General features: G+C 71.6%; 20 protein-coding genes and 3 pseudogenes. 12 read left to right on the forward strand and 11 right to left on the reverse strand.

Going from position 1 to position 24,556, the window contains the following annotated elements; all coding sequences use genetic code 11:
* The first annotated feature begins 591 nt into the window (after window positions 1-591).
* Window positions 592-1,488 carry a DUF5655 domain-containing protein gene (locus ACFVQZ_RS27595; RefSeq protein ID WP_383627062.1) on the forward strand — a complete coding sequence of 299 codons (897 nt, stop codon included), beginning with the start codon at window positions 592-594 and terminating at the stop codon, window positions 1,486-1,488.
* A gap of 356 nt (window positions 1,489-1,844) precedes the next feature.
* Here the strand turns inward: ACFVQZ_RS27595 and ACFVQZ_RS27600 are convergent, their stop codons facing one another.
* The 3 genes and pseudogenes from ACFVQZ_RS27600 to ACFVQZ_RS27610 all read right to left on the reverse strand — a co-directional run bounded on the left by ACFVQZ_RS27600 (window position 1,845) and on the right by ACFVQZ_RS27610 (window position 3,691).
* Window positions 1,845-2,249 (reverse strand): hypothetical protein, encoded by a 405-nt coding sequence (locus ACFVQZ_RS27600; RefSeq protein ID WP_383627269.1) that lies wholly within the window; start codon window positions 2,247-2,249, stop codon window positions 1,845-1,847.
* Between the two features lie 169 nt (window positions 2,250-2,418).
* Window positions 2,419-2,550, reverse strand: a pseudogene (locus ACFVQZ_RS27605) (ATP-dependent DNA ligase); the annotation flags it as partial.
* A 526-nt stretch (window positions 2,551-3,076) separates the two neighbouring features.
* A complete protein-coding gene (locus tag ACFVQZ_RS27610; RefSeq protein ID WP_383627065.1) occupies window positions 3,077-3,691 on the reverse strand; it encodes a hypothetical protein in 615 nt (204 codons plus the stop codon).
* Between the two features lie 151 nt (window positions 3,692-3,842).
* Here ACFVQZ_RS27610 and ACFVQZ_RS27615 point away from each other — a divergent pair, with 151 nt between their 5' ends.
* Entirely contained in the window at window positions 3,843-4,364 is a 522-nt protein-coding gene (locus ACFVQZ_RS27615) for a hypothetical protein (protein WP_383627068.1), read from the forward strand.
* A gap of 40 nt (window positions 4,365-4,404) precedes the next feature.
* On the opposite strand, the gene ACFVQZ_RS27620 is transcribed toward ACFVQZ_RS27615, so the two are convergent.
* Complete coding sequence (locus ACFVQZ_RS27620; protein WP_383627071.1) at window positions 4,405-5,286, reverse strand: IS5 family transposase; 882 nt, start codon at window positions 5,284-5,286, stop codon at window positions 4,405-4,407.
* Window positions 5,287-5,379: 93 nt separating this feature from the next.
* Window positions 5,380-7,980, reverse strand: a complete 2,601-nt coding sequence (locus ACFVQZ_RS27625) for a hypothetical protein (RefSeq protein WP_383627074.1) — start codon at window positions 7,978-7,980, stop codon at window positions 5,380-5,382.
* Between the two features lie 125 nt (window positions 7,981-8,105).
* Here ACFVQZ_RS27625 and ACFVQZ_RS27630 point away from each other — a divergent pair, with 125 nt between their 5' ends.
* Window positions 8,106-8,303, forward strand: coding sequence for a hypothetical protein (locus tag ACFVQZ_RS27630; protein ID WP_351178454.1), 198 nt, complete (start codon window positions 8,106-8,108; stop codon window positions 8,301-8,303).
* Window positions 8,304-8,372: 69 nt separating this feature from the next.
* Here the strand turns inward: ACFVQZ_RS27630 and ACFVQZ_RS27635 are convergent.
* Window positions 8,373-8,552 (reverse strand): annotated as a pseudogene (locus tag ACFVQZ_RS27635) (transposase family protein); the annotation flags it as partial.
* An 871-nt stretch (window positions 8,553-9,423) separates the two neighbouring features.
* Here ACFVQZ_RS27635 and ACFVQZ_RS27640 point away from each other — a divergent pair.
* A pseudogene (locus tag ACFVQZ_RS27640) lies at window positions 9,424-10,133 on the forward strand (methyltransferase domain-containing protein).
* A gap of 276 nt (window positions 10,134-10,409) precedes the next feature.
* On the opposite strand, the gene ACFVQZ_RS27645 reads toward ACFVQZ_RS27640, so the two are convergent.
* The gene (locus tag ACFVQZ_RS27645) at window positions 10,410-10,661 is read right to left on the reverse strand and encodes a helix-turn-helix domain-containing protein (RefSeq protein WP_383627077.1); all 252 of its coding nucleotides are present in this window, start codon (window positions 10,659-10,661) and stop codon (window positions 10,410-10,412) included.
* Window positions 10,662-11,178: 517 nt separating this feature from the next.
* Here ACFVQZ_RS27645 and panD point away from each other — a divergent pair.
* The 3 genes from panD (at window position 11,179) to ACFVQZ_RS27660 (ending at window position 13,900) form a co-directional block, all read left to right on the forward strand.
* Window positions 11,179-11,604 (forward strand): aspartate 1-decarboxylase, encoded by a 426-nt coding sequence (gene panD / locus ACFVQZ_RS27650; RefSeq protein WP_383627080.1) that lies wholly within the window; start codon window positions 11,179-11,181, stop codon window positions 11,602-11,604.
* A 17-nt stretch (window positions 11,605-11,621) separates the two neighbouring features.
* On the forward strand, window positions 11,622-11,981 hold the full coding sequence (locus ACFVQZ_RS27655) for a GNAT family N-acetyltransferase (protein ID WP_383627083.1): 360 nt from the start codon (window positions 11,622-11,624) through the stop codon (window positions 11,979-11,981).
* 464 nt (window positions 11,982-12,445) lie between these two features.
* A complete protein-coding gene (locus ACFVQZ_RS27660) occupies window positions 12,446-13,900 on the forward strand; it encodes a transglycosylase family protein (RefSeq protein ID WP_383627086.1) in 1,455 nt (484 codons plus the stop codon).
* On the opposite strand, the gene ACFVQZ_RS27665 is transcribed toward ACFVQZ_RS27660, so the two are convergent.
* Window positions 13,781-14,749, reverse strand: coding sequence for a DMT family transporter (locus ACFVQZ_RS27665; RefSeq protein ID WP_383627089.1), 969 nt, complete (start codon window positions 14,747-14,749; stop codon window positions 13,781-13,783). The two genes, ACFVQZ_RS27660 and ACFVQZ_RS27665, sit on opposite strands and share 120 nt — an antisense overlap.
* Window positions 14,750-15,117: 368 nt before the next feature.
* Here ACFVQZ_RS27665 and ACFVQZ_RS27670 point away from each other — a divergent pair, with 368 nt between their 5' ends.
* From ACFVQZ_RS27670 to ACFVQZ_RS27680, 3 genes are all read left to right on the forward strand, one after another.
* Window positions 15,118-15,849: an IucA/IucC family C-terminal-domain containing protein gene (locus ACFVQZ_RS27670; protein WP_383627092.1), complete on the forward strand. Its 732-nt coding sequence runs from the start codon at window positions 15,118-15,120 to the stop codon at window positions 15,847-15,849.
* A gap of 63 nt (window positions 15,850-15,912) precedes the next feature.
* A complete protein-coding gene (locus ACFVQZ_RS27675) occupies window positions 15,913-17,388 on the forward strand; it encodes an SDR family NAD(P)-dependent oxidoreductase (RefSeq protein ID WP_030497605.1) in 1,476 nt (491 codons plus the stop codon).
* A 281-nt stretch (window positions 17,389-17,669) separates the two neighbouring features.
* Window positions 17,670-17,840, forward strand: coding sequence for a hypothetical protein (locus ACFVQZ_RS27680; RefSeq protein WP_321193388.1), 171 nt, complete (start codon window positions 17,670-17,672; stop codon window positions 17,838-17,840).
* Window positions 17,841-17,941: 101 nt separating this feature from the next.
* On the opposite strand, the gene ACFVQZ_RS27685 is transcribed toward ACFVQZ_RS27680, so the two are convergent.
* From ACFVQZ_RS27685 to ACFVQZ_RS27695, 3 genes are read right to left on the reverse strand one after another with little or no spacing between them, the layout of a single operon-like run.
* Window positions 17,942-19,369, reverse strand: a complete 1,428-nt coding sequence (locus ACFVQZ_RS27685) for a lipase maturation factor family protein (RefSeq protein ID WP_383627095.1) — start codon at window positions 19,367-19,369, stop codon at window positions 17,942-17,944.
* An 11-nt stretch (window positions 19,370-19,380) separates the two neighbouring features.
* Window positions 19,381-19,923: a DUF1990 domain-containing protein gene (locus ACFVQZ_RS27690; protein ID WP_051788331.1), complete on the reverse strand. Its 543-nt coding sequence runs from the start codon at window positions 19,921-19,923 to the stop codon at window positions 19,381-19,383.
* Window positions 19,920-20,864, reverse strand: a complete 945-nt coding sequence (locus ACFVQZ_RS27695; RefSeq protein WP_383627263.1) for a YndJ family protein — start codon at window positions 20,862-20,864, stop codon at window positions 19,920-19,922. Before ACFVQZ_RS27695 ends, ACFVQZ_RS27690 begins: the two co-directional genes overlap by 4 nt.
* A 194-nt stretch (window positions 20,865-21,058) precedes the next feature.
* On the opposite strand from ACFVQZ_RS27695, the gene ACFVQZ_RS27700 reads away from it, so the two are divergent.
* Together ACFVQZ_RS27700 and ACFVQZ_RS27705 are read left to right on the forward strand one after the other, a co-directional pair.
* Entirely contained in the window at window positions 21,059-22,372 is a 1,314-nt protein-coding gene (locus tag ACFVQZ_RS27700; RefSeq protein WP_321193390.1) for a DUF6777 domain-containing protein, read from the forward strand.
* A gap of 48 nt (window positions 22,373-22,420) precedes the next feature.
* Window positions 22,421-24,514, forward strand: coding sequence for a SpoIIE family protein phosphatase (locus ACFVQZ_RS27705; RefSeq protein ID WP_030497610.1), 2,094 nt, complete (start codon window positions 22,421-22,423; stop codon window positions 24,512-24,514).
* Window positions 24,515-24,556 lie beyond the last annotated feature (42 nt).

Below are 24,556 nucleotides of genomic sequence, written 5' to 3' on the forward strand. Positions count from 1 at the left end.
GGCCGAGATCGGCCGGCGGACGCAGAGCAGCTTGTTCGCTTAGGTGGTCTTCGCATGAATGCGGCCCCGTGTCGATCCTCGGCCGCTCCACCAGAGCCCTGACGGCTCCGAGGGGCGCAACTCTGCGTAGACGTCTGTCATATCCGACTGTGCACTGCGAAGGCTTTCGTGCGGGCAAGTTGCGGGACTCGAGTGGAAGGCGAGAGGTGCGCCAGCCAAGGTGAGAACCTGGTGGAGTTCCGCTTCAACGTGTAGTGCGTCACATAGCACCACGTTGATGATCTGGCAAACATGCAGGTCAGATGGGGTCCGACTCTTCGGGGTCGGGCCCCTTCGTTTCTACCGTGCTGGATAGGTGCTGGATTTTCTGACCTCTCGTCACCTGTCATCACCCCTCATACTCCGTACCGTGCTGGATTCGTGCTGGATGCCGACGGGCCGCGCGAGCATGTAGGGGTGCGGGCATGAGTCGGCGGTTGCTGATCCCGGCTCGGGAGGCTCTTCCGCACACGTTCTTCACAGGGTTAACGGCCGTTGCGGAAACAAATCTCCGCCCGCCCGACGTTGTTGATCTCCCACGCGATATGGGGGGTGGTTGGCTTGAAGCTGTTCCGTACGGACGCAACGAAAAGCGGCGTGACTGAGGTCACGCCGCGTCTTGCCGAGGTCGAGGCTGATGTACAGGGTCTCGTCGAGAAGAACATGGAGACGCTGTTGGGCGTCCGATTCTTGGCGAGCGAGTACGGCACGGGACCCGTCCACGGCGGCCGGATCGACTCGCTTGGGCTGGACGAGAACGGATCGCCGGTCATCGTCGAGTACAAGCGAGGGGTCGACGCCGGCGTCATCAACCAGGGCCTGTTCTATCTCAGCTGGCTGGTGGACCACCGAGCCGAGTTCGAGCACCTGGTCCGCGACCGGCTCGGGGCGACGGCCGCGTCCCAGGTGCTGTGGAGCGGTCCGCGCTTGATCTGCATCGCCGGCGACTTCACCCGCTACGACGTGCACGCCGTGCGCGAGCACCGGCGCGCGATCGACCTGGTCCGCTACCGACTCTTCGGTGGCGATCTGCTCGGGCTTGAGACCGTGGCGTCCGGCAGCAGCGGTACGCGGGTGGCCCGCCAGACTCGCCGGCAGGCGGTTGCTCGGGCGGCAGCCGACGTCCAGGGCGCGTCGATGTCGGAGTTGGCGAGCGCGGTCGACGAGGCGCTGCTCGGTCTCGGTGACGGCGTGAACCGCGTCGAGCGCAAGATGTACCGGGCGTACCAGCGGCTGCGGAACTTCGCCTGCGTGTGTCCGCCGCAGCGGAGCAAGCTCCTGGTCTATCTGAAGGTCGACCCGAAAGATGTCGATCTTGTTCCGGGCTTCACCCGGGACGTGTCCGGTCTCGGGCACCACGGGACGGGTGATCTGGAGGTGCAGCTCCGTACGCCGAGGGACGTGGAACGGGCACACGAACTCTTCCGGGCGAGCTACGCGGCGGCGTGATCGTCTGCCGCCTTGTCGGCAGTGCGCGCTTCGTGGGTGGTCTGTGGTCGTCGTCTGTTCCCTTCGACGGACGGGCAGGGCGTGGCGGTGGACCATCAATACTCCGTGGTATCGCCGGTTTGGCCAACCGGCGATACCGAGCTATGTTCCACGGCCATGTTCTGCTCGTGACCCGGCCGGGTCCGGGGCAGGTCAAGGCCGGCCGACGGGCCACTGGAGCGACGCCTGATGAGAATCACGAGTCACGAGCCCTTACGCGGGAGCGGCGCCAGCCAGCCCCGCCTCTCCTCGCGGCCCTGAACTGACGGCGCCCTCCGATCACGGCGAGGTGCGGTTCGGGTCCGGAGCGCCTGGCGTCATCCGGCGACGGTTCCTTCGCCGAAGCGGGGCACGTCATCGACGGCAACGTCCAGCCGCGGGCGGACGAACCTCCCGCGATCGATGGCGGTGTCGGCATCCACCTCCGCGACCAGATCGGGCGCGACGAGGACCACCTCCAGGGGTCGGCGGGAGCCCCAGGACGAGGAGAACCGCACTCCCGCCCACAGATGGCCGGACGGGGCCGGGCGAAGGTGGCCGGCGACCTGGCGGGCGGCATCCGGTGAGAGCGGTACGGTCCGGCCGATGGGGCGCAGGGCACCGTGGTCGTCGTACTGGCCCAGGACGAGGATCTGCGGTCTGGCTTCGGTGGTGTGCCGCCGGCGGACCTTGAACCACCCCCGCGCGCCGGGCAGGTACAGCTGTCCCTGTCCCTTGATCACGATGCCCTCGACACCAGGGACGTCCGTCCACGCGGTCAGCCACTCCTGCGCGACGGCGGGATCGGTCGTTCGGGCACAACGTCCACGGCGCCACCAGCCCGCAGTCGGCGAAGAGCGCCTCCAGAGTGGCGCGTCGGCGCTCGTACGGCTGGGCCAGCAGCTCTTCCCCGTCGGCCTGGAGCACGTCGAAGGCCACGAAATGGGCGGGGAACTCGGCTGCCAGCATCTCGGTGGTGCGCCGGCCGGCTGCCGCGCGCCGCTGGAGGGCCTCGAAGCTCAGCCTCGCTTCGTGCCACACCACGAGCTCGCCGGTCGAGAACGAGGCCGGCGGGCAGCTGCACGGCGGCGCGTACGAGATCAGGGAAGCGCTCCTGGAACAGGCTGCCCCGCCGGGACTGCAGGAGCACCGGACCGCCCGGCTCGGCGGGGGTGAACAGGAGACACCGGTACCCGTCGAACTCCGCCTCGAAGGCGAGCCTCGACCCCAGGGCGCCAGGGTCGGGCACGGTCTCCCTGGCCCGCGCGAGCATCGGCTCCACGGGTGGCTTCAGCACACCTCGTCCTCGTGCCCAGCCGACGGCGGGAGCCGTGCCGCTCGGGGATGGCACGGCTCCCGACCAGGGCGCAGCCTGTCCGCTCCTACCGTCAGGGCTGCACTTCCTGTCTACGTCTCAGACGCGGTTGCCGCGAGCGGTGCGTGGCGAGTGGCCCTGGCCGGGCCGTCACCGTATAGCCCCGATGGTGCCGAAATCGGCCGACGGGGCCAGCTTGTGAGCGAGCACCGGGCCCCTCGTAATCGGTGGGCGAGGGGCCCAGGACACTCGCAGTCACCGATACCCGGCCAAGTTGTCCGCCGTCGCGTTGATCATGTCGCGAACAAGCAGCAGTGCCCGATCGCACATGTCCCGCACGTCCCGCTGGGCCCGAGTACTCCTTCTCACGGGCACCCTGCTCCGGGCGGTGGTATCGACCATGTCGAGCCGATGCGCAACGTCGTTCCTGGCCGTGAAGAAGGTGTTCAGTGCCTTGAACCGCCTGCTGGGGATCTGTCCATTGGCAATGCCGAGGGCGGCCCCTGCCCGGTCCTTCAGGTCACTGCTGCCCTGGAAGCTCGCCTTGGTTTTGCTGTCGATGTAGAGCGCGCGCAATTCATCGGCGGGGTTCTGTGCCGTGAGCGCTTGTATGAATTCCTTTTCCACCTCCGGTGCTCTCGCCTGCTCAGAGACGAAGGTCTCGTACTTGAGCCTCGGTGTGCCGGGCCCGGTAATGAGCGTAGGAACGGCCTCGCGGATCAGGGCTTGGACCGAAGCATCCAGACCGGCGGAGGTGAAGACGATGGCGGCACGCAGGATGTCGTGGGCGTCGTTGTGTAGCCGCCCGCGAGTCGACCTGGAGTTCTCATCTGCACGTGCCCGGCGGATCAGCAGGAGGGTGTCGAACAAGCCGGTAACGCTTTCGTGGGTACGGAGCAGCCTCCACCATGCGGGCATGACCTCAGGGACCCGTATTGGACGAGCACCGAGCGGCGTGAGCTCTAGGGCCTGTCCGATGGGTCCGTAGAGTGACGTTGCTCGACTTCTAAGCTGTGGCGCTATGGATAACCCGCTCACCCATGAGGCCAGTGCCTTCATCAATTTCCGGAACTACGAGTTCCGAGACCCGAGGTCACACGGTTACAGGTGGGTCGACATCAAGCATCTGCGGTTCCCGGCTGAGTCCGACGAAGCTCAGGAACTGCTCTCGGCACTCATCGGGCATGAACAGTTCCGGGACGACTACGCGGGCGGCGGAGTCCTGCCGGAGGGATCCAGGCACGGCCCGTATTGGCTGAGGCTGGTCGCCCCCGACGTCTACGAAGCCGTCGGCCGGGAGAGGAGCGCGGACATCCTGTGGGGGTGGGTGAACCAGTTCGGGGAGGTGCCCGCCGATCTGGAGGCGGATCTGCAGCAGGAGGCTTTCGACCGCCTGGCGGTGGCCGACCACATCTACTACCTGAGTGGGCTGGGGGATGAGTCCATCCACGACTGGGGGCGTGTGCACGAGCACTTCCACGAGTTCGTGCTCATCGACCGCTCAGCTGGACGGATCACTCTCCTCGTCGCGGCCGACGACTGAGTTGATCGGCATGGCTACTGCGGGAAAGGCATTTGAGAGGTCAGGGGCGGAGCCACAGGCGAAGCGCGGCCAGAGTCACCGTGCCGTGGAATACGTAGGCTCTTTTGTCGTACCGAGTCGCCACGGCCCTGGATCCTTTGAGCGCGTTGATGCACCGTTCGACCTCGTTTCTGCGGGCATACCGGGCCCGGTCGAAAGCAGTGGGACGACCTCCTCGGCTCCCGCGTCGCCGGCGGTTGGCTCGTTGGTCTCGACGCTCGGGGATCGTGTGCTGGATCTGCCGTCGTCGCAGGTACCGACGATTTCGACGCGAGCTGTATGCCTTGTCCCCGCACACGTGGTCCGGTCTCGTCCGTGGACGGCCACCGGCTGGACGCGGAACGCGGATGCGGTCCAAGACCGTGATCAACTGTGGAGCGTCACCCCACTGTCCTGGGGTTATCAGAACTGACAGTGGACGTCGGCTCCCGTCACTGGCCAAGTGAATCTTCGTCGTCAAGCCACCCCGCGAGCGGCCGACCGCCTCGTCGGACCGATGCTCTGCGGGGCAGCGGCGTCGCCCCGGCACGCGGGCCGGCCGGCGACGAGCCCCGGCAGCATGCTGATGAGCCCGGCACACCGTGGAATCCACGCTCACCACACTCCAGTCAATCCGGCCCACGGCGTCAGCAGCGGCGAGGACAGCGCGCCAGATCCTCTCCCACGTGCCATCGGCTGACCACCTGCGATGCCGGTCATAGACCGTCTGCCACTTCCCGAAGTGAGGTGGCAGGTCCCGCCACGGCAGGCCGGTCCGCAGCCGGAAGAGAATTCCATTGATCACGCGCCGGTGGCAGTGCCAGCGCCCACCTCGTCCGACGTTCGTCGGCAGGTGCGGTTCCAGCTGAGCCCACTCGGCATCGGAGAGATCACCACGCCCCACACCAAGCGGAACGATTCACCCCTCGGCGAGTCACTCGACCCGTCGGACACGGCCTAGACCAGTCTGAGCGCTCGGGCGCAAGCTAGGGCATTCCTACGAGTTGGGCGGCGGTACGCCTCGATGCCGAGCGGGCACCGAGAGTTGCCAAGGAGGTGTTGGCATACCGTCTGCGTTCAAACCGTATGGCCACAGCTTGCTGAGTGTTTCCGATAAGTAAGGCAGACGAACAGGCTCGGCGGTGGTGTCGCCTTGGTTGGCGGCTTGCAGGAGAAGGCTCTCCTGCCCTTCCCGATCCCCGTCCTTCTCCCGCATCTCGGCCAGGTGAGCGAGAGCGTAGACGTCACCTCGGTCGGCGGCTTGCAGCAGAAGCCTCTCAGCGCCTTCCCGATCCCCAACTCTCTCCCGCATCTCGACCAAGCGATATCGGGCGTGGGGATCACCGCCGTCGGCGGCTTGTAACAGAAGGTTCTCGGCGGCTTCCCGGTCCCCGGCCTCCTCCCGCTTCACGGCCAGGCGGCACAAGGCAAGAATGTGGCCGCAGTCGGCTGCTTGCTGGGCCAGGTTCTCGGCAGCCTCCCGATCACCGGCTTCCTCTTGCTTCATGGCCAGGTCGTACAAGGCGAACGGGTCACCGCCATCGGCGGCCTGTAGGAGAAGGTCCTCCGCGGCTGCCCAATTGCCGGCCCTTTCCCGGATCTCAGCCAGGCGGACCAATGCATGGGTGCTGCCGTGGTCGGCGGCGAATCCAAGAAGGTTTTCGGCAGCGTCCAGATTCCCGGTCTCCTCCCGCATCCCCGCCAGGCGGGTCAGACCATAGACGTCGCCTTGGGCAGCGGCCTGCCGAGCCAGGCTCTCGGCGGCTTCCCAGTTCCAGGCCCGCCCCCGTATCGTGGCCAGATGAGAAAGGGCGAAGGTGTCGCCGCGGTGGGCGGCCTGCCGGGCTAGCGCCTCGGCTTCTTCTCTGTCCCCTGCCTCCTCCCGCCTTGCAGCCAGATGAGCCAGGGCGCTGATGCTGCCGTACTTGATGGCCTGTCGGAGAAGGTTCTCGGCAGCTTCGTAGTCCCCAGCTTCCTCCCGCATCCACGACAGGCGGGTCAGACCATAGGTGGAGCCTCTGGCGGCGGCCCGCCGGCCAAGGCTCTCGGCGGCTTCCCGATCTCCGGCCTCCTCCTTCCTCTCAGCCAGATAGGTCAAAGCGTTGCTATTGCCGTGGTCGGCGGCGCGGTGGCGGAGGTGGTGAGCCCACTGAAGGCGGTGCCGGGACTCAGCGGCTTGAGTGAGGCTGCCCAGGTCGTCGGGGTGAGTGAGGTGGGTGTGAGCAGCGTGCCAGAAGGAGTCAGGAGGGCAAAGGTGGCGGCGGGTGGTGCGACCGTGCTGTTCGAGGTAGTCGGCGAGCCGGAATGCCGGTCCCAGAGGGGGCGCACTGGGCTCACCGTCGTTGGGAGGGATGGGTGGGCGCCGTGGAGGTCGGGGTGCGGTGCGGCGCAGGGGGGCTTGTTTGCCGTGGACCGGTGCCGCGAGTTGTGCGTAGGCGCGTTCGGCCCAGTCGTCGGTGAGCTGGTCGTAGTCGTTCTGGTCGAGATAGTCGGGGGCGGCGTCGGTCAGGAAGGCATGGGGAAGCTGGAGTCCCACACCGAGGCGGCGAGCGTCCATCGCCGCCTCCAGCAGAGCTCGCGCGGCAGGGGTGGCTTGCTCATAGCGGCGCAGGAGTTCGGGGGCGCCAGACAGATCCTGGGCGACCCGTCCGCCGTCCCGGGCGCGAGTGAGGGCGTCGGCTAGGAGCCGATCACCCTGCTCGGCCAGCACGGCGGCCGTGGCCAATGCGGTGCTGTCGAAGGCATCCGGAACCGTGAAGGTACGGCCGGCCAGCAGCTCCCGTACCCGGCTGTGCGGATCCTTCCTTCCAGGTGTGGGCAGGGAGGTGTATTCGGCGGCGTACTCGGGCCACAGGGTGCCCAGCACCAGGACGGGCCCACGCTGTTCGTCGATCAGTAACTGGTGCACGGCTGCCGCGATCCGTTCGCCAACCGTCCGATCGCCGAGGTAATGCTGGGCCTCGTTCAGCCACACCACCGTGCGCGGCCCGACCCTGCACAAGTCCGCCAGTGCAGCCTCCGCGCGAGTCGGGTCGAAGGGGTGCCACAGCCGCCAGCCTTTCTCCGCAAGCGGCTGCACAGCCTCCCAACACGCGCGCGTTTTCCCTGTCGACGAGGTTCCCACCAGCACCACCATCCGGCTGTGGCCCCCCATGGCATCGTGCACCGCTTCATCCAGCACCCGGTCATGCTCGCGGCGCACATAGCCGGGCAGCACTCGAGCTGCAGGCGCATTCGGGCTCGAGGAGGACTCACGGAAACCGGCGGGGTGGACTTCCAATTCATGTGGATCCCACCGACCGATCGGGCGGCCCAGCCCCACCTCGTCGCCCACGGTCATGCTCGATGTGTCTTCTGCCGTACGCCGCAACTCCAAGAGTTCGTTTACCGGAAGCCTCAACACACGGGCCATCTCCTGCACCGTCCGGGGGGACGGTGCAGGCTTGGCCGGGGAAAGTGCCTCCGACACGGTGGTGCGCCCTAGACCCGCCAGGCTGGCGACCTCCGTCTGATTCAGCCGAGCCTTGAGCATCCCCTCGTTCAGTCGCCTGCGCAGTTGTGCAAGTGCCTGACTCTGGCCGCTTTGTTCGTCGTGCACGTGCTTTCCCCCCCGAGCTAGTGGTGTGTTCGTCGGTGTACATCTTCGGTCCGGCGAACCACGGCGCACACCTTCTCCGCGACCTTCGATCACGTCAGTACCTGACCGTCTAGAAGGAGCTTGTCGTGACCGTCGCCGTTGTCCTACTCGCCATCGCACTCGTCCTCGTCGTCGCACTGCTCGCCGCCACTGCCGCAGGCAAACTCGCCCGCATGGACGGCGCTACCTACCCCACAGCCCTCACCCGAGCCGCCACCGCCTTCGTCGCCGTCATCACCCTCGCCACCGGCGTAACCGCTGCCATCGCCACCCTCCTGGCCTGACGAAGGGATCTCGAAGGTGCTGAGAGCACTCCGGGGACTGATGTTCGGGCTACTGAGCTTTTTCCAGCCTCAGTTTGAGCTGGTCAGATGAATGGCGAGGACGGCTTGGACGAGGCGGGTGATGCGCGTGGCCGAGCAGCGGAGCTTGCGGAGGAGTCTCCAGGACTTGAGGGCGGTGACGGCGGGTTCGACCAGGGCCCGGATCTTCGCGTGCGACCGGTTCGCAGCCTTCTGGCCTGCCGAGGGGCGGGCTGCTGGAGCTGCGCGGGTGGGCGCTGGCCGAGCACTGGTTCGGTTGCGGCGTGACGGCCACCGCCGATGGCCCGCGCCGCATCGTGATCCTCGCCCGGCGCGCGTTCACCCGTCCGCCCGGGGTCGGGTGGGTGGCGTTGCTGCGGGAGACCACCGGGTGGACGGAGCCCGATCGGTGTGCCGTCGACTGGGCCGCGACGGAGGCCGCGCTGGGCACCGCGCTGCCCGGTGACTACAAGGACATCGTCGACGCCTTCGGCCGGGGCAGCTTCGATGAGTACCTGGACCTGCTGGTGCCGGGTGCGCTGGGCACGGATCTGGTCTCCTGGGGCCAGAACATGGCGCGGTACCCCGACCTGTACCGGCCGTACCCGGTCCACCCCGCGCCCGGCGGCGTGCTCACATGGGGGATCTCCGAGCAGGAGCTGACCTTCCACTGGCTGACCGGACCGGCCGATCCCGACGACTGGCCGGTTCTCGTGCAGTACGTGGGCGGTGAGTGGCAGCGCTTCGACTGCGGCACCGGTGAGTTCGTGCTGCGCCTGCTCACCGACCGCACCCGCCGTTCGGCTTCCCGCCCTCCGCCGGACCGTTCCCCCACTGGTTTGCTTCATGGGAGCTGCCGGAACGCTGAGCCCTTTCTCACCCGGCTCTCAGCGCCGCTGGCCATGCTCGGCGAAGTGTCTGGGCCTCGAGGACCGCCTGCGGATCTGCTCGTCATGGCCTCGCTACAGATCGGTGCGTTCAGTTGTCAGCAGGCCGATGAGCAGCACAGGTATGAGGTTGGAAAAGGCTCACTGGGTGGTTCTGCCGGTGGGAAGTCGCCGACGAGTTGTGGGCGGTGCACGCTGTGCCGCAGGGAACGTAAGTGTGTCGACAGCGCCTCTCGGCGTGCGGCACAGTGGCTGCCGTTCTCGGACCGACCCTCGCCTTCCTCGCCGAGCTCGCCAGTGAGGGCCGAGCGCTGGAGTTCGCCATCGGAACCGGACCGGACGGGTGGGCGTCCCGCTCCGGGAACGCGGCGTGCCGGTGGTGGGCATCGAACTGTCCGAGCACATGGCAGCGGTGCTGCGGCGCAAGGTCGACGAGGACATGCTCCCGGTGGTCATCGGGGACATGGCCACCACCGTCGTCCCCAGTGCGTTCTCCCTGTTCTATCTCGTCTACAACACCATCACGAACCTGCTCAGGCAGGACGAGCAGGTCGAGTGCTTCCGCAACGCCGCACGGCGTCTGGAGCCCGGTGGCCGGTTCGTCGTCGAGCTGGGTGTGCCGCTGCTGCGGCTGCTGTCGCCCGGCCAGGTCGCGGTGCCGTTCGACGAATCCCAGCGGCACCTGAGCTTCGACACCTTCGACCTGGTCGAGCAGGTGCTCGTCTCGCACCACTTCACTCGGGACGGCGACGATGGCCGCTACCGCCGCGACGCCTCCCGGCACCGTTACGCCTGGCCGGCGGAGCTGGACCTGATGGCGCGGAGCGCCGGGCTCGAGCTGGAACGTCGCGTCGCGGACTGGGACGGGTCTGCGTTCACCCAGGATTCCGCGAAGCACATCTCCGTGTGGTGCAAACCGGCCTGAGGCTGGCCACCGGGCTGTCCTTAAGGCGGCCGTGCCTCTCTTGGCTCTTGTCGGGAGTTCGGGCGCCGGCAGATCAGTGCGCGTCCCAGGGCGCGGAAGGCTTCGTGGATGTCGTCGCATACCTCCCAGGGGAACCAGCGCAGACGGGTGAATGCTCGCCCTACGCCTCAGCGTCCTGCTCCTCGCCTTGAGGTGGACAGGAGCGAGGCGTCCTCGTCTTGGACGTTCGGCACCTCGTGAAGTGCTGGCAGCTGGGAACCTCGCGAGGAAAATTCACTAATGGATCTTCTGCTGCTCTAGCCACTTGAAGATCTCGGACCTCTTGTACAGGACCTTCGCGTTCCTGCCTCGTCCGAGTTTGTAGCCCTTCAAGCCCAGCTTCGATGCCTCCCTGTAAACCCAGCTCGTGGACATGTTGAGCATCGCAGCGACCTCAGCAGTGTCCATAAGGACGGGCTCTACGCTACGGCGCCTGCCCAACGAGTTCACATCGGTGCGAGTCTCGTCGAAGTGCGGCTGCGGTTCCACGGGCAAGATGGCTCCCTGAGGCTGGCCTGAGACTGATCGCGGCATTGGCTCGCTCCCTGCTCTGGCCGAATTCCAAACATCCTTGACACCCGCCCTGTGCCACCGCCAAGAGTCACCGGACGAGCTGTAGCCATGGTCATGAGAATCGCCGGTTTGGCTAACCGGCGATTCGCGGCTATGTTGCCGCGCCGCTTCTATCCCTCGGATGCCTGTGTGCAGCCGGATCCCTGGCGACCGCCCTCGCCGCTTGCCTCCCAGGCCGCCAGAGTGACGGTGATCACGGACACCCTTCGGAGGGTGCTGCGTAGGCTTGTGCAGTCGTCGCGGTGGGGTCCAGGAGGGCGGGCGAAGCCCCCTGCAGTCACCTGACGGTGCGTCAGGAAAGTCAGCAAGTGGTCAGCATGAGTCCTGAAAAACCTGGGGAATGCTGCCCGAACATGCGACTCGTTGTAGGGTAGGAAAACCGCCCTTGACCTGCAAAAACGCAGGCAGGGAGCCTATGTCCAGGAGTACCTCGATGATGCGTACAATGTTCAAGTCCAAGATCCACCGGGCCACCGTCACCCAGGCCGACCTGCACTACGTCGGTTCCGTGACCGTCGACGCCGATCTGCTGGACGCCGCCGATCTGCTGCCCGGCGAGCTCGTGCACATCGTCGACATCACCAACGGGGCTCGGCTGGAGACCTACGTCATCGAGGGTGAGCGGGGGTCCGGGGTCGTCGGGATCAACGGGGCCGCCGCCCATCTGGTGCACCCCGGCGACCTGGTGATCCTCATCAGCTACGCGCAGATGGAGGACGCGGAGGCGCGGGCGTACGTGCCGCGCGTCGTGCACGTCGACGCCGCGAACCGCATCGTGGAACTGGGCGCCGACGCCTCGGCGCCCGTGCCCGGCAGCGGCACCGTGCGTCCGCCGCACGCGGTGCCGGCACAGGTCTGAGCCAGGGAGCGGTCCGCATGGCAGAGCAGCGGGCGGTCGAGCCGGTCATCCGTGACGTGCGGGAGAGGGGGCGGCTGGAGGCGTACGTCGGCGAGGACTTCGCCGGCGTGATTGTCTCCTTCGCCCTCGACGAGGAGCCGCACGCCCTCGTCATCGTGCACACGGTCGTCGAGCCCGGCCACGAGGGCAAGGGGATCGCGGGCGCGCTCGTGCGCGAGTGCTACGCGATCGCCGCCCGCGAGGGCGTCCCCGTCGTGCCGCTCTGCCCGTACGCCGCCCGGTGGGCCGAGCGGCACCCCGACGAGGCCCCGCCGGCCCCGGCCGGGCTGGTCCGCGCGGCGGAGCGGCAGCTCGCGGCCACCCCCGGCCTGTGGTGACGGCGGTCGCCCGCACCGCCGGGTGACCCGTACGGAGGCGCGCGGCGGGCCGGGGCGGACTCGGCGGTGCCACCCTGGAAATCGGGGGTAGAAGGCCCGCCGGGGGGAGACCGTCGACCGGGAGGTCCGTCATGACCCATCCGTACCCCGACCCGCTGCCGCCCTCGCCGATCCCGCCGCCGGAGCCGTCGCCCCCGCCGGTTCCGCCGCCGAACCCGGTGCCCGCCCCGCCCGACCCGGTGCCGCCCGCGCCGCCGCAGCCCGGCGGGCCCGTACCGCCGCCGGAACCGCAGCCGCAGCCCGGGCCCGCCGGGCGCGCCCGGACGGGTGTGGCCCCGGGCAGAGCGGCAACACCCCGCTGACGTACGCGACTCCGGCGCGGTGGCGGACTTCGGCGACCCGCTTGTCACACAGCGTGCGACCCCCGTAACTTGGATCGCCGTCGCTGTGTTCAAGGGGGGCCCATGGCCGTACGCGGACGTCACCGCCGCCACCAGCCGAGCCGCATCAACCGCGCCTCGCTGACCGCCACCGTCGGAGGCGCCGGCATCGCCCTGCCGCTCATCGGCGCCGGCGCCGCCGAGGCCGCCTCGCTGGACGTCTGGGAGAAGGTCGCGTCCTGCGAGTCCTCCTCCAACTGGCGCATCAACACCGGGAACGGCTACTTCGGCGGCCTCCAGTTCAGCCAGTCCACCTGGGAGGCGTACGGCGGACGCGAGTTCGCGCCGCGCGCCGACCTGGCCTCCAAGGACCAGCAGATCGCCGTCGCCGAGCGGGTCCTCAAGGGCCAGGGCCCCGGCGCCTGGCCCTCCTGCGGCAGCCGCGCCGGCCTCGCCCGCGGCGGACCCGCGCCGGACACCACCGGCGGCAAGGGCCGCGGGAACGACGTGCGGACCGCCTCGCTGCCCGCGCAGCGCGCCTTACCGCAGGCCGCGCCCGAGAAGCCCGGTCCGACGACCGTCCCCGCCGTCCGCGAGATGTACACCGTCACCCCCGGCGACTCCCTCTCCGGGATCGCCCGCGACGAACGGGTCCGCGGCGGCTGGCAGCGCCTGTACGAGATCAACCGCAAGGTCGTCGGGGACGACCCCGACCTCATCCACCCCGGCCAGCGCCTCACCCTCCGGATCTCCGCCCCGCCGCGCCCGCCGGCCGAGCCGGAGGCCCGCCCCAAGGCCCCCCGGCTCCCTCCCGCCAAGCCGCTCGCGCCCCGGAAGCCGCCGTCCGCCGCCGCGCCCACGACGCCGAAGCCGCCCGCCGCGTCCGCGCCCGCCACCAAGCCCCCGGCGGTCAAGCCCGCCGCCGCACCGCAGGCCAAGCCGCCCGCCAAGGCGGCCCAGGCCCCCGCCACCAAGCCCGCCCAGAAGCCGCAGGCCAAGCCCCGGCCCCAGCCGGAGACCAAGCCGAAGCCGAGAGCGGAGAGCAAGCCGAAGCCGAAGCCGGAGAGCAGGCCGAAGCCCAAGGCCGAGAGCAAGCCGAAGCCGAAGCCCAAGCCGCAGAGCGCGTCCCGCGAGGACCGCTACTCCGCCCCCGTCTCCGGCGACGTCGGCACCCGCTACGGCAAGCCCGGCTCGTCCTGGTCCAGCGGCTACCACACCGGCGTCGACTTCCCCGTGCCCACCGGCACCACCGTCATGGCCGTCTCCGACGGCCGGATCGTCTCCGCCGGCTGGGGCGGCGCGTACGGCTACCAGATCGTCGTCCGCCACGACGACGGCCGCTACAGCCAGTACGCCCACCTCTCCGCCCTCTCCGTCCGCGAGGGGCAGCGGGTCACTGGTGGTCAGCGCATCGGGCGCTCAGGCTCGACCGGCAACAGCACGGGGCCGCATCTCCACTTCGAGGTGCGGACCGGTCCCGGGTACGGCTCCGACATCGACCCCCTCGCCTATCTCCGGGCCCGCGGGGTCTCCATCTGACGCGGACGGCCCGTCCCCGCCGGGGCGGGCCAGCCGGTCGAGGGTCAGCTCGACCAGACCGCCGGCCGCGACCGCGCCGCAGACCAGCGCCGCCACCGTGCCCGCCGGCCCGTACCGGAAGCCCTCGCCGAAGAGCGTGAGCCCGACGGTGGCCGCCACCACCGGGTTCACCACGGTCACCGTGGCGAGCGGGGCGGCGAGCCCCGCGCCCCGGTACGACGCCTGGGACAGCAGCAGGCCCGTGACGGCCAGCGCCGACAGGACCAGCGCGGAACCCCACTCGGCCAGCGGGGCGTCCGCCGACCACTCCTCGGCGACCGCCTTCGTGAACACCGACGCCACACCGAAGGCCACCCCCGCGGCCGCCGCCAGCGCCACCCCGCGCAGCGCCACGCGGCCCGCGAGCCGCGCCAGCACGAACAGCGCCGCCACCACGGCGAAGGTGGCCCCGGCCAGCAGCCACCGCTCCCCGCCGCCGGGCGTCCGCCCCTCGCCGCCTTCGGTCACGCTCAGCAGACCCGCCAGCCCCGCCGTCGCCATCAGCGCCCCGTGCCAGGCCCGGCGCCCCGCCCGCCGACGGACGAACAGGGCGGCCATCGGCAGCGCGAACACGATGGTGAGCGCGCCCAGCGGCTGCACCACGCTCAGCGGACCGTACGCCAGGGCCGCGACGTGCAGGGCCGCGCCCAGTCCGTTCAGCAGCACGGCGCCCCACCAGACCGGGTTGCGCAGCGGCGCGTACGTCAGGCCGGCGGCGGTCGCGGCGACCCGTTCCTGCACGATCGCCGCGCCCGCGTACGCGACGGCGGAGACGAGCGACAGGACGACGGACAGCAGGAGCGGACTCATACCCTCCACGATCGCGCGCCGGGACGTTCCCGTCGTCAGACCAGGGAACGCCTTCACCGGTACCGCCGACGCAGTACGCGGCGGACCCGTACACCCCGGGGCGTACGTCATCGCAGGTGAAAGCGGGAGGAACCGGCCGCTTTCCCTCCCGGGAGGCGGTACCGGTCGCACGCGGCCCCCGCACGCCCGCGACTCATCCCGAGCCAGTACCTCCGTCTCCCGGTCCACTTTGGACCGCACGCGAACCGGTGCCGGACGGGAACCGCGATACCGTCGCCCGGACGCGACCGACCCGACCGGTTGCGGCCGACCCGACCGGTCGCGACCGACCTGGCCGGACCCGACCAGACCAAGACCCAGGGGGAGCAGTGACCGACGGCGACAGTCCGCCCGACCTCGGCGGCTTCTTCGTCCTGCGTACCGCCCCGCCGCCCGCCGGCGGCGACCACCGCCCGCTCGCCCGGCTCTACGCCGGCGACCGCGACCCCGCCGGCGACGCGCCCCTCCACGCGCGCGTGGACCGGGTCACCGCCGCGCTCGGCGCGGCCGAGCGGCGCGTCGGCGCGTCCGTCGCCCACCTCGGGCTCGCCGCCCGCCTCTGGTCCACGGCCCTCGGTCCGGCCGCCCTGCACGGGCGCTTCCCCGCCCTCGACCCCGCCGCGCTGCACTGGGACCCGGCCGCCTCCGCCCCGGACGACCTCTGGTGGTCCGGGAGCGACACCCGGCCCGGTACCGTCGCCGCGCTCCGCGAGGCCGTCCACGAGGCCCACCTCGTCCCGCTGCACGCGGCCTTCGCCCGCGACACGCGGATCTCGCCCCGGCTGCTCTGGGGCAACGCCGGGTCGGCGCTCGCCGGCGCGCTGCGCGAACTCGTCCGCTGGTCCCGCCGCCACGGCCGGCCCGCGACCGCCGACCGGGCCGCCGCCCTCGTCCAGGGCCTCCTCGACCATCCGGACCTCGCCCGGACCCTCGACGGGCCCGCCCTGCGCCGCACCACCTGCTGCCTCTACTACCGCTCCGCCTCCGGCGGCCTCTGCGGCGACTGTGTGTTCGACCACGCCCCCGGTACGGGTTTGGAGCGGCGGCCCCCCGCTCCGTAAAGTTGACGTTTCAAGACCCCCGGCGGCAGCCCGCCCGCGAGCGATCGAGGAACGACCACGGCCATGACGGTGACCGAAGAGAACCAGGACCACGGCCCGGGCATCGACCCCGAGCGCCTGGCCGTCTGCCTGAGCGTCCTCGACGAGCTGGAGAAGATCGAGGTCGACCACCCGGACGCGATCGCCGTCCGCCGCGCCACCGCCGGCATCTACCGCACGGTCAAGCAGCGCCGCCGCCAGGAGCGCCGCGCCGCCAAGACCGCGCACGACCGCGCCGTCACCGAGGCCACCGCCACCGGCTCCGCGCAGCGCATCGACGACGAGACCGAGGGCCTGCTGCCCACCTCCGTCACCGAGGCCGGCCGGATCGCGGGCATACTCCAGCGCCCCCGGTCCTGCTACACCTGCAAGACCCGGTACGTCGAGGTCGACTACTTCTACCACCAGCTCTGCCAGGACTGCGCCGCCCTCAACCGCGCCAAGCGGGAGGCCCGCGCCGACCTCACCGGCAAGCGCGCCCTGCTCACCGGCGGCCGGGCCAAGATCGGCATGTACATCGCGCTGCGGCTGCTCCGCGACGGCGCGCACACCACGATCACCACCCGCTTCCCCAAGGACGCCATCCGCCGTTTCAAGGCGATGGAGGACTCCGCGGAGTGGCTGCACCGCCTGGAGGTCGTCGGCATCGACCTGCGCGACCCGGCGCAGGCCGTGGCCCTCGCCGAGCAGGTCGCCGCCGCGGGCCCGCTCGACATCCTGATCAACAACGCCACGCAGACCGTGCGCCGGCTGCCGTCCGCGTACGCCGCCCTGGTCGACGGCGAGTCCGCGCCGCTCCCGGCCGGCGAGCTGCCCGCCCACCATGTCATCGGCGCCTTCAACTCCGGCGCGGTCGACGGCCTCGCCGCGCTGCCCGCCGGCACCAGCGGCCTCGACGCCCAGAAGGTCGCCGACCTCGCCCTCGTCGCGGGCAACGCGAGCCTGGAGCAGTACCAGGCGGGCACCGCGATCGACGCCGGCGGTCTGCTGCCGGACGTCGTGGACACCAACACCTGGGTGCAGACCATCGACCAGATCTCCCCGGTGGAGCTCCTGGAGACCCAGCTCTGCAACTACACCTCGCCGTTCATCCTGATCAGCGCCCTGCGCCCGGCGATGGCGAAGGCGGCGGCGCAGGCCGCGAGCGGCCGGGCGTACGTCGTGAACGTCTCCGCGATGGAGGGCGTCTTCAACCGCGGCTACAAGGGCGCCGGACACCCGAACACCAACGCGGCCAAGGCGGCCATGAACATGGTGACGCGGACCAGCGCCCAGGAGATGTTCGAGACCGACAAGATCCTCATGACCTCGGTCGACACCGGCTGGATCACCGACGAGCGCCCGCACTTCGACAAGCTGCGGCTCGCCGAGGAGGGCTTCCACGCCCCGCTGGACCTGGTCGACGGCGCCGCCCGCGTCTACGACCCGGTCGTGCGCGGCGAGGCGGGCGAGGACCTGTACGGCGTCTTCATGAAGGACTACTTCCCCGGCAAGTGGTAGACGGCCGCCCGGCCGTCCCGCGAGCAAGAGCGCCCTTTCCGCCGGAAAGGGTGCTTTTTCGGTCTCCGTCACCCGAACGCGTCACACTTTGGAGCCCGGTAGAGCGCAACCGCGCTCATCTGGTTAGGCTGGGGCCCACGGCCGGCCACCGGAGCGACACCCGCTCCACAGCCGGCCAGGGGACAGGCCGCCCACCCCGGCCGCGGTCCCGCCCGATGACCGGCGCCACCGCGACCGAACGGCTCTACGTTCCCCTCTGACGCGACACAAAGGAGTGCGCGGTGACACCCGAACTGACGAAGCAGGAAACCCGGCCGGCGGAACCCTTCGAACGGCAGCGGCGCACCGGCGAGCTGGGCAGCCTCGAAGTGTGGGCGCGCTCGGCCCCTATCCGCCTGGCGGGTTACGAGGACGACCTGGCCGAGCCCCACATCCTGCCGGGCATCGACTGATCGTCGCCTGATAGCTGATAGCTGATCGCTGATAGCTGATCGCCTGTACGGCCCTGGTGCCCCCGGTCCCGCGCGGACCGGGGGCACCGGCGCGTCCGGGCTCAGCCGCGGAGCCGGGTCGGCGGCAGGTACTCGCGCAGCAGCCGCCGCTGCCACCAGGCGCCGGTGGCGCGCAGCTCGCGCCAGGTGGAGAAGCGGTAGCGGTAGAGCCGGGCGCGGATCCGGACCGGCGGGGCGTCCGGGAACGGATTGCGGGCGAGGAGCTTCAGGGTGTCCCGGTCCCCGGCGAGCAGCCGCTCCACGAACGGTCCGAACCACGCGCGCGCGTAGCCGGGCGAGAGCGCCGCGAACCACATCAGCCAGTCGAGCCGCAGGTGGTAGGGGGCGAACTGGCGGGGGAGCCGGCGGGGGTCGCCGGGCTTGCCCTTGAAGCCGTACTCGCGCCACTCCGTGTCCGGGCCGACCTCGGGGTCGCTGGTCCCCTCGATGACGATCTCGTCGCGGACCCGGCCCACCGTGCCGAAGGCCCCGTAGGTGTTGACCAGGTGGAACGGGTCGTAGGAGCGGTTCATCGCCTGGTGGCGGGAGAGCAGGTTGCGCACCGGGCGGTAGCTGCGGACGAGGACCAGGGCGGTGACGGCGAGGACCAGGGCGGCGTACCAGACCGGGGGGTCGGTGTGCGCGTGGCCGCCGGTGCCGCCGGTGTCTCCGGTGAGCGAGGAGAGGTCGAGGGCGGCGGTCGCGAGGACGATCGTCAGCCAGTTGAGCCAGGCGAAGTTGCCGGAGAGCACCAGCCACAGCTGGGTGACGATCATCAGGCCGGCCGCGACCGTGGCCACCGGCTGCGGGGCGAAGAGGAGGAACGGCACGCCCAGCTGCACGACGTGGTTGGCCGCCGCCTCGACGCGGTGCAGCGGGCGCGGGAGGCGGTGGAAGAACCAGCTCAGCGGCCCGGGCATCGGCTGGGTCTCGTGGTGGTGGCAGAGGCAGGTGAGGTTCCGCCAGCAGGCGTCGCCGCGGATCTTGATGAGTCCGGCGCCGAACTCGACCCGGAAGAGCAGCCAGCGCAGCAGCAGGAGGACCAGGAGCGGCGGGGCGACGTCGTCGTTGCCGAGGAAGACCGCGAGGAAGCCGGTCTCCAGCAGCAGCGACTCCCAGCCGAAGGCGTACCAGGTCTGGCCCACGTTCACGATCGACAGGTAGAGGACCCACAGCAGCAGCCACAGCAGCATGGCGACGGGGAGCGGCACCGCGTCGCCGGCCCCGGCGGCCAGCGCCGCGGCCCCCGCGAAGCCGGTCCAGGCGACGGCCGCGAAGAGCCGGTCCGAGTAGCGCCAGTGGAAGAGCGACGGCGAGCGCAGCGGGGTGGTCCGGCGCAGGAACTCCGGTACGGGGAGCATGCCGCGCTCGCCGATGAGGGCGCGGAACTGGAGGGCGGCCGACAGGAAGGCCACGCAGTACAGCACGGCCAGGCCGCGCTGGAAGACGGCCCGGCCCAGCCACAGCTCGGGCGCGGTGAACCACTCCATCGCCTCCAGTATCAGCCCGCGGCGACCAGCCGGGCGAGGGTGCGGCCGAGCCGGCGGGCGTAGGCGAGCTGGAGGTGCGGGACGACGGGGCCGGCCAGCCGGGTGTACCAGGCGGCAGGGCGGCTGAAGGCGGTGACGGTGAAGCGGACCGTGCCGTCGGGCTCCAGCTCCACCAGGAAGGACTCCTCGCCGCTCTCCGGATGGCCGGAGAGCGTCCCGTACGCGAAGCCGCCCCGGTGCTCCTCCTCGGGGAGCCAGATCACCTGGCACGGGACGCCGAGGGCGAGCGGGCCGACGCCGAGCGCGACCTCCAGGGTGACGCCGGGGGCGGCGCGCTCGGCGGTGGTGCGGACGCGGGCGCCGGTAGCGCGGTGCATGCGCCAGGTGGTGACGGCGTCGGCGGCGGCCCGGAAGGCGGCGGGGCCGTGGCCGACGGGGGTGCTGTGGCGCAGGTGGTGGTAGCCGGCGGGGAGGGAAGCGGGGGAGCGGGTGGCGCCGACCTCGCGGTAGGTGAGGGTGCGGCGCGGGGACAGGTCGCCGAGGACACGGGTCATGCGGGGAGCTCCGTTCGTGAGGCAGCGGCAGCGGCAGGGGTAGGGGCAGCGGCAGGGGGAACGGGGGCGGTGGTCGCGGCGGGGAGGCCGGTCCGGCGGAGGCGGCGGTGGGCGAGCAGGGCGCAGACGGCGAAGCCGAGCGCGTTGCCGAGGCCGTGGGTGGCGGCCATCCAGGTCAGGGTGGGGTGCGGCAGCCCGGTCGCCTCGCCGAGCGCCCACCAGAGCGCGAGCGCCATGGTGGCGGCCAGGACCAGGGCGGAGACGCCGAGCAGGGCCCGGGTGGCGGCGTCGGCGGCGAGGCCGCGCCGCTCGCGCAGGGTGAGGACGGCGACCGCGGCCATGCCCGCGGTGAGGACGACGGCTCCGGCGAGCTCGGTCCAGTCATTCACGAAGTAGCCGGCGAGGACGAGCAGGGTGCCGGCGGGCACGCTGAGCGCGGCGGCCCGGGCCAGGGCGCTCCCGGCGGAGGTGCGGCAGAGCAGGCCGGCGACCAGGGCGGCGGCGAAGCCCGCGAAGTGGAAGTGCGGCACGGTCAGCGCCAGCAGGTCCCGTTCGAAGCCGAAGAGGGGGTACGCGGCCCGCTCGGCGACGAGCGCCGCTCCGGCGACGGCCGGCGAGACGAGGGCCGTGAGGACGGCGACCTCGCCCGCGCCCGGCACGGGGCGGGGCCCTCCGTCCGGCGGGCGGCGGAGCGTCAGGGCCAGCCGGGCCGGGGCCTGGAGCGCGAGCGCCAGGGTGGCGAGCGCGTAGCAGGCGGCCAGCGCCGTGGCGGTGCCCGAGCGGGGGAGCCACAGGGAGACGGCGCCGGGCAGGGCGAGCAGCGGCCAGGCGCGGCGGAGCAGGTCCCAGCCGGGCGGCCGGGGCCCGTCGACGAGGGCGAGGCCGGTCGGCACCACCCAGAGCATCCCGAGCGTCACGACCGGGACCACGAAGGCCGACAGCGCCGTCACGGCACACCACCCCCACCGACTTGAACGTGTTCAATCCTGCTGCGGTCGAGCGTAGAGCTTCTGTTGAACGCGTTCAAGTCACGAGGAGGGGTCTTCCGCCGCCCGGTCGGACGCCCTCCGCTTGCACCCCGTCACCGTGTGCGACAGAACGGGAGGAACCCACCCGTGCCGACCGGGAGAAGACCGTGCGCCTCACGCAGCGCCGGACGCGGAGCAAGCCCGCCGCCGTCCGCCCCGCCCCCGGAGCCGCCCGCCACCAGGGCCGCACCGCCCTCGCCGCCACGCTCGGCGCCGCCCTGCTCGCCGCCGGCTGCTCCTCCGCCGACTCCGGCGGCGCCGCCGGACGCGCCGCCCTCGGAGCCGCGCACGAGGTGCACCTCCAGCCGCTCGCCGCCCCGGGCCCCGACCCGTTCACCGCCTCCACGGCCCGCGGCGCCGGCCTGCGCGCCCTCCGCGAGGCGGACCCCGCCGCCGCCCAGCCCGTCAGCGCCCCCGGCGTCCGCGAGGTCACCGGCTCCACCCCCGGCCTCTACGGCGGCACCCGCGCCGAGGCCAGCTGCGACGTCGAGCAGCAGGTCGCCCACCTCACCGCCGACCCCGCCAAGCTGGCCGCCTTCGCCGAGGCCGCCGGCATCCCCGAGGGCGGCGTCGCCGACTGGCTGCGCGACCTCACCCCCGTCGTGCTGCGCGCCGACACCCGCGTCACCAACCACGGCTTCCGGGACGGCCGGGCCTCCGCCTTCCAGTCCGTCCTCCAGGCCGGCACCGCCGTCCTCGTCGACCCCTACGGGGCGCCTCGCGTCCGCTGCGCCTGCGGCAACCCTCTCCGCACGCCCGTCAGCGTCTCCGGGGCCGTCCACCAGGGCGACCCGTGGGCCGGCTTCGACCCCGACCGCGTGATCATCGTCAAGCCCACCACCACCGTCGTCTCCAGCCTGGTCATCGTGAACGTCGCCGACGACAGCTGGATCGAGCGGAAGTCCGGCAGCGACGGCGACGAGGACCGCAAGCCGGAGACCGCCCCCGACTGCGACCCCGACACCTGCGCCCTCAGCGACCCCGTCACCCCGGACCCCGACGCGTCCCCGAGCACCGCACCCGAGACCCCGGCGGAGCGCACCGCCGAGCCCGCCGCCCCGACGACCCCCGAGACCCCCGCCGCACCGGCCACGCCCGACGCCCCCACCGGCCCGAGCACCCCGGACGCCCCCGCCGTCCCCGACACCCCGGCCGTGCCCGAGCAGCCCTCGGAGCCGTACCCCGAACCGGACGCGCCCGCCGACCCGTACACGGAGCCCGGCCCCGACCCGTACGGCGACCCCTACGACCCGTACCAGCAGCCCTATGAAGACCCGTACACGCAGCCCTACGAGGACCCGTACACCGAGCCCGGCGAAGACCCCTCCGCCGACCCGTACCCGCGGCCCGAGGGCGAGGAGCCGGACCTCCCGTTCCCCGTCGAGCCCGAGTCCGCCGAGCCCGACACCTTCGCCGGCTGAAAGATCTTCGTGGTGCGCGAGGAACCCGCCGGCCCTAGCGTGGCCCCCATGAGCGCGGGCAGCGGGGGAACGGACACGGCGGGGCGGCCGGGCGCGGCGGCGGACGGCGCGGCGGCGCCGATCCTCAGCGCGTTCGGGGCCGCCTTCCGGATGGGCGGGTTCGACTGGGACCTCGTCGCCGGCACCATGCAGATGGACGACGCCGCGCTCGACGTCTTCGACTTCGACCCCGGCGAGTACGACGGGCGGCCCGAGACGCTGGGCAGCCGCGTCCTGCCCGACGAGGGCCGGCAGCTCGACACCCTGGTCGCCCAGGCCCTCAAGGACGGCAGCGACCAGTACGGCGCCTACTTCCGCATCCGCCGCCGCGACGGCTCCCACCAGTGGACCCACACCCAGGGCATCGTCCACCGCGACCCCTCCGGCCGCCCCGTGCGGATCATCGGCGTGCTGCGCGACGCCACCCACGAACTCACCGAGTCCGCCGCCCGCCTCGGCCTCGACGAAGGCCGCCGGCAGCGCGCCGGGGTCGTCGAGGGCACCACCGCCGCCCTCGCCTACGCCCGCACCGTCCAGGACGTCATCGACCTCCTCAACGACTCGCACGCCCTGGAGCACTTCGGCGCCGCCAGCCTCGTCATGGGCCTCCTGGAGGCCGGCCGCATCCACCTCGTCGCCGAGGGACCCGAGGGCGCCTTCGTCCCCGGCACCCGGTTCACCCGGGTGGACGAGCCGTACCCGATGAGCGAGGTCATCCGCACCCTGCGGCCCCGCTTCATCGACACCGCCGAGGACTTCGCCGCCTCCTTCCCCGTCCTCTGGCCGCACATCAGCGGCCTCGGGATCACCGCCGCCGCCTACCTCCCGCTCATCGCCCAGGCCCGCCCCATCGGCGCCCTCGGCCTGCTCTACAGCGACAAGCGCGGCTTCAGCGAGGACGAGCGCACCCTGCTCGTCGCCCTCGGCAGCAGCATCGCCCAGAGCCTCCAGCGCGCCATGCTGTACGAGCAGGAGCACGACCTCGCCGAAGGACTCCAGCAGGCGATGCTGCCCCGCCGGATCACCGAGGTCCCCGGCGCCCGGATAGCCGTCCGCTACCGCTCCGCCCGGCTCGGCCGGGACGTCGGCGGCGACTGGTACGACGTCATCCCGCTGCCCGGCGGCCGGGTCGGCGCCGTCATCGGCGACGTCCAGGGCCACGACACCCACGCCGCCGCCGTCATGGGCCAGTTGCGGATCGTGCTGCGCGCCTACGCCGCCGAGGGCCACCCCCCGGCCACCGTCATGGCCCGCGCCTCCGTCTTCCTCCACGAACTCGACACCGACCGCTTCGCCACCTGCACCTACGCCGAGACCGACCCCGGCACCGGCGTCGTCCAGGTGGTCCGCGCCGGCCACGTCGACCCGCTGGTCCGCGAGGCCGACGGCACCTGCCGCCGGATCTCCGTCGAGGGCGGGCTGCCGCTCGGCCTCTCCGCCGAGTTCGGCCGGCTCGACTACCCCGTCACCACCCTGGAACTCGACGCCGGCCAGACCCTGCTGCTGTACACCGACGGCCTCGTCGAGAAACCCGGAGCCGACCTCGACGAAGGCCTCGAATGGCTGTCCTCCCTCGTCCGGCACGGCCCCTCCGACCTCCAGGAGCTCGCCGACCACCTCTGTGACGTCGTCGCCGAGCGCGGCGGCGAGGACGACGTCGCCCTCCTGCTGCTGCGCCGCCTCGGCGCCTACGCCCCGGGCGGCGGGCGCTTCCGGCAGCACGTCGCCCAGAGCGACCCCGAGGCGCTGAGCGCCGCCCGGCACATGATCCGGGCCGCCGTCCGCGCCTGGGGCGCCGGGTCCCGCGCCGACGAGATCGAGCTCGTCGCCGACGAACTCGTGACCAACGCGCTGATGCACACCGACGGCGGCGCCATCGTGACCCTGCGGGTCCGGCCCGGCACCCCGCGGCGGCTCCGCGTCGAGGTCGAGGACCGCTCCAGCGCGCTGCCCCGCCGCCGCGAGGCCGGCGAGGCGGGCGTCTCGGGCCGCGGCCTGCTCCTCGTCGACCAGCTCTCCGACGCCTGGGGCGTCGAGTCCCGGGGCGGCGGCAAATGCGTCTGGTGCGACTTCACCCTCCCGGACCCGCCCCCCGGCACCTGACCGGCCCGCGACCCGCGGGCGCGATCGGCGCGCGTCCCGCGG

Source organism: Streptomyces sp. NPDC057854 (genome assembly GCF_042797055.1).
GTDB lineage: Bacteria > Actinomycetota > Actinomycetes > Streptomycetales > Streptomycetaceae > Streptomyces.